Origin of the sequence: Bradyrhizobium sp., assembly GCF_036009065.1 — a bacterium.
In the GTDB taxonomy this organism is placed as follows: domain Bacteria; phylum Pseudomonadota; class Alphaproteobacteria; order Rhizobiales; family Xanthobacteraceae; genus Bradyrhizobium.
In genome coordinates, this window is the sequence record NZ_DASYMN010000387.1 from 1 (window position 1) to 3,662 (window position 3,662).

The window sequence follows — 3,662 nt, forward strand, 5'->3', positions numbered from 1 at the left end:
GCGAATCCGACGACAAGGACGCGATGGAAGTGGCCGGACGCGGCGAATTGCAGCTCGGCATCCTGATCGAGACCATGCGCCGCGAAGGTTTTGAGCTGTCGGTGTCGCGCCCGCGCGTCGTGCTCAAGCAGGACGAGGCGAGCGGCGATTGGCAGGAGCCGGTCGAAGAGGTCGTGATCGACGTCGACGAGGAGCACTCCGGCATCGTCGTGCAGAAGATGAGCGAGCGCAAGGCCGAGATGATGGAGATGCGCCCGTCCGGCGGGCATCGGCTGCGGCTGGTGTTCTACGCGCCCACGCGAGGCCTGATCGGCTATCAGGGCGAACTTTTGACCGACACCCGCGGCACCGCCATCATGAACCGGCTGTTCCACGGCTACGCGCCCTACAAGGGCGACATCCAGGGCCGCCGCAACGGCGTGCTGATTTCAAACGACCAGGGCGAGGCCGTGGCTTATGCGATGTTCAAGCTGGAAGACCGCGGCCCGATGATGATCGAGCCGGGCTGGAAGGTGTACAAGGGCATGATCGTCGGCGAGCACACCCGCGACAACGATCTCGAGATCAACATCCTCAAAGGCAAGCAGCTCACCAACATCCGCACCACCTCGAAGGACGAGGCGGTGCGCCTGACGCCGCCGATCCAGATGACGCTGGAAAAGGCGCTGGCCTATATCGAGGACGACGAACTGGTCGAAGTGACGCCGAAATCCATCCGCTTGCGCAAGAAATTCCTCGACGCCAACGAGCGCAAGCGCGCGGAAAAGAGCAAGCAGGAAGTGGCGTAGCTTCCCGTGCCCCGGACGCAGCGCAGCGCGTAGCTCTTCGCGAAGCGGTGCGCTGCAGAGCCGGGGCCCAGCTAGCTTCGCTAAACCGGGGTCCCGGCTCTGCGGAGCGGCATGAAGAATGCCGCACCGCGTCCGGGACACGAATCCTCCGTTGACGAAGCGGTCTGCACATGGCGAAGCGCTGATCATGTCCCTTCCCTCCTCCGTCGATGTCGTGATCATCGGCGCCGGCGCCGCCGGCCTCGGCGCCGCGCATGCGCTGAAGGATTCAGGCCTCAGCACGATCGTGCTGGAAGCGCGCGACCGCATCGGCGGACGCGCCCACACCATTTTGGCCGCGCCCGGTATCACCTTCGACCTCGGCTGCGGCTGGCTGCATTCGGCGAACAAGAACTCGTTCGTCGAAATCGCAAGGCAGCTGAATTTCGCGATCGACAAGACCCGCCCGCCCTGGCGCGAGCAAAGTTTTGACACCGGATTTCCAATATCCGAGCGCCGGGACTTCATCGTCGCACTCGATGCGTTCTACGACCGCGCGGAGGAGGCTGCGGAAAACGGCGGCGACGACACGGCAAGCCATTACCTTGAGCCCGGCAATCGCTGGAACCCGATGATCGATGCCATTTCGACCTACATCAACGGCTGCGAACTGGACCGGGTCTCGATCCAGGACATGGACGCCTATGAGGACACCGAGATCAACTGGCGGGTGCGGCACGGCTACGGCGCGCTGATGACGGCCTATGGCGCGCCTTGCCCGCTCGCGCTGAACACCCAGGTGAGTTTGATCGATCATTCCGGCACGCGCCTGCGAATCGAGACCTCGCGGGGAACGCTGACGGCTAGCAAGGTCATCGTCACCGTGCCGACCAACCTGATCGCCGACGAGGCGATCCGCTTTCATCCCGCGCTGCCGGCAAAGCTGGAGGCCGCGCGCGGGTTGCCGCTCGGCCTCGCCGACAAGGTGATGCTGGCGCTCGACGATCCGGAAGCATTGCCGATAGACGGCAACCTGCGCGGCGCCACCATGCGCACCGCGATGGGCAGCTTTCACCTGCGCCCGTTCGGCCAGCCCTGCATCGAGGGCTATTTCGGCGGCACGTTTGCGCGCCAACTGGAAGACTTAGGCGACGGCGCGTTCGCCGCGGAAAGCATCGACCAGATCGTGGCGCTGCTCGGCTCGGATTTTCGCCGCAAGCTGAAACCGCTCGCCGAATCGCGCTGGGCGCACGACCCCCTCGCGCGCGGCGCCTACTCCCACGCGCTGCCCGGCCACGCCGGCGACCGCGCGCGGCTCGCCGCCCCGGTCGATGGCCGGCTGTTCTTCGCCGGCGAGGCGACCTCGCCGAGCTTTTTCTCCACTGCGCATGGGGCAAGAGACTCGGGCGCGAGGGCGGCGGCGGAGGCAATAGCGATGAAATGACCGGCTATTGCAAGCTCCGAAATATATGATGAATCACATGGACCGATTTGCCGGATTAACTGACAGTGCTGCGATGGCACGGTCAGGATTCGGTAAGAGATTTCCGGCACGCAACTCGGCGGTGTCAAGGACGCTCGCCGCCAATATCCGGCGGCTGCGAAAGGCACGTGGCTGGACCTAGGACGACCTCGCTGCCGAAGCCAACGTGAGGCAGGCTGCGATCAGCTTGATAGAGAGCGGAAGGGCAAATCCGAGCCTGCTGATGCTCGAAACCGTCATCGACGCGCTCGATGTCAGCTATGTCGACCTGTTCGCGGCCCTGACCAAGCCGCGCCGTTCCGAGGACGTTTAGTCGATGACCCTTTCTCGCATTTCCGCATCCGGCACGAAACACGTCTCATACCTCCCGAAAATCCGGTAGCGATTGCGTGCGACGAGGTTGTAGACCGCGTCGCGCCACGCTTTCGGTACCGCGCGCAATGCGCGCGTCCAGCGCCAGCCCGGCAGCTGCGACAGCACGGTCAGCGCGGCGTCGGACTTGAAAGCGGCCACGCCGCCATGGACCACCGCGTTGGTGTCCGGAGCTTCGGGATCGATGCCGAACGCCTGTGCCAGCCGGCGGCCGTAGCCGGATTGAATCGCGGTGAAGCGGAAGCGGCGGTCGAGGTCGCGCGCGGCAACGAACCGGATCCAGCGCGAGCAGAACACGCACACGCCGTCGTAGAGAATCACGTCGTCATCAGGCCATGGGTTGATCACAGGCGCGCTCCGTTCCACGCCGCCATCGCCCGGCCGAGGGCCTTGCCGGCTGCGGCATTTGGGCGCGACGTTTTGCGACGTCGCCGGGACGAAACAAGATCGCGTGAGCGGCGGTAGCCGGATCGGGTGAGGAGCGCGCCGGCAGCGACCCGGTTTTGAACACCTGCATTTTAGGCCGGAAAGCCGGCGACCGGAAACCGCGTGGCAAATCAAATCCAGCATTTTTCGCAGCGACCGGATGTCCGCGCCATGGAAAATACCGCCCACAAACCCTGCCGCCTCGCAAAACCGCATCGGGAGCGCCTGCCAGGGCGGCGCCTTGTCCTCTTTCGAGACACCCGGCGGCAAAACTGATGCAGAAAATCCACACGTTAACTGATAATTAACGATAGACCTTGAAGCGGACGCGCTGACTTGCTTTGATTGCATCCATGAGCACAACCCTGATCGAGGTTCGACCGGCCAAGGCTACGGACGCTTCCGCGGTAGCCTCGACCCATGACGAAGCCTGGCGCAACGCCTATCAGGGCATCATTCCCGGCGCCGAGCTGGAGAAGCTGATCAACCGCCGCGGCCCGCAATGGTGGGACTCAGCGATCCGCAAGGGCAGCCGCGTCAGCGTGCTGGTGTTCGGCGACAAGGTCGCGGGCTACGCCAATTACGGCCGCAACCGCGCGCGCAGCCTGCATTTC

Annotated in this window: 2 protein-coding genes and 3 pseudogenes; 4 read left to right on the forward strand and 1 reads right to left on the reverse strand. The window is 64.4% G+C overall.

Going from position 1 to position 3,662, the window contains the following annotated elements; translation table 11 throughout:
* The 3 genes and pseudogenes from VGP39_RS23825 to VGP39_RS23835 form a co-directional block, all read left to right on the forward strand.
* Nucleotides 1-788: pseudogene (locus VGP39_RS23825) on the forward strand (translational GTPase TypA); the annotation flags it as partial.
* Nucleotides 789-972: 184 nt separating this feature from the next.
* Nucleotides 973-2,211, forward strand: coding sequence for an NAD(P)/FAD-dependent oxidoreductase (locus VGP39_RS23830; RefSeq protein WP_327570557.1), 1,239 nt, complete (start codon nucleotides 973-975; stop codon nucleotides 2,209-2,211).
* 196 nt (nucleotides 2,212-2,407) lie between these two features.
* A pseudogene (locus VGP39_RS23835) lies at nucleotides 2,408-2,563 on the forward strand (helix-turn-helix domain-containing protein); the annotation flags it as partial.
* Here VGP39_RS23835 and VGP39_RS23840 read toward each other — a convergent pair.
* Nucleotides 2,560-2,967 (reverse strand): thiol-disulfide oxidoreductase DCC family protein, encoded by a 408-nt coding sequence (locus tag VGP39_RS23840; protein ID WP_327570558.1) that lies wholly within the window; start codon nucleotides 2,965-2,967, stop codon nucleotides 2,560-2,562. The pseudogene VGP39_RS23835 and the gene VGP39_RS23840 overlap by 4 nt on opposite strands.
* 434 nt (nucleotides 2,968-3,401) lie before the next feature.
* On the opposite strand from VGP39_RS23840, the pseudogene VGP39_RS23845 reads away from it, so the two are divergent.
* Nucleotides 3,402-3,662: pseudogene (locus VGP39_RS23845) on the forward strand (GNAT family N-acetyltransferase); the annotation flags it as partial.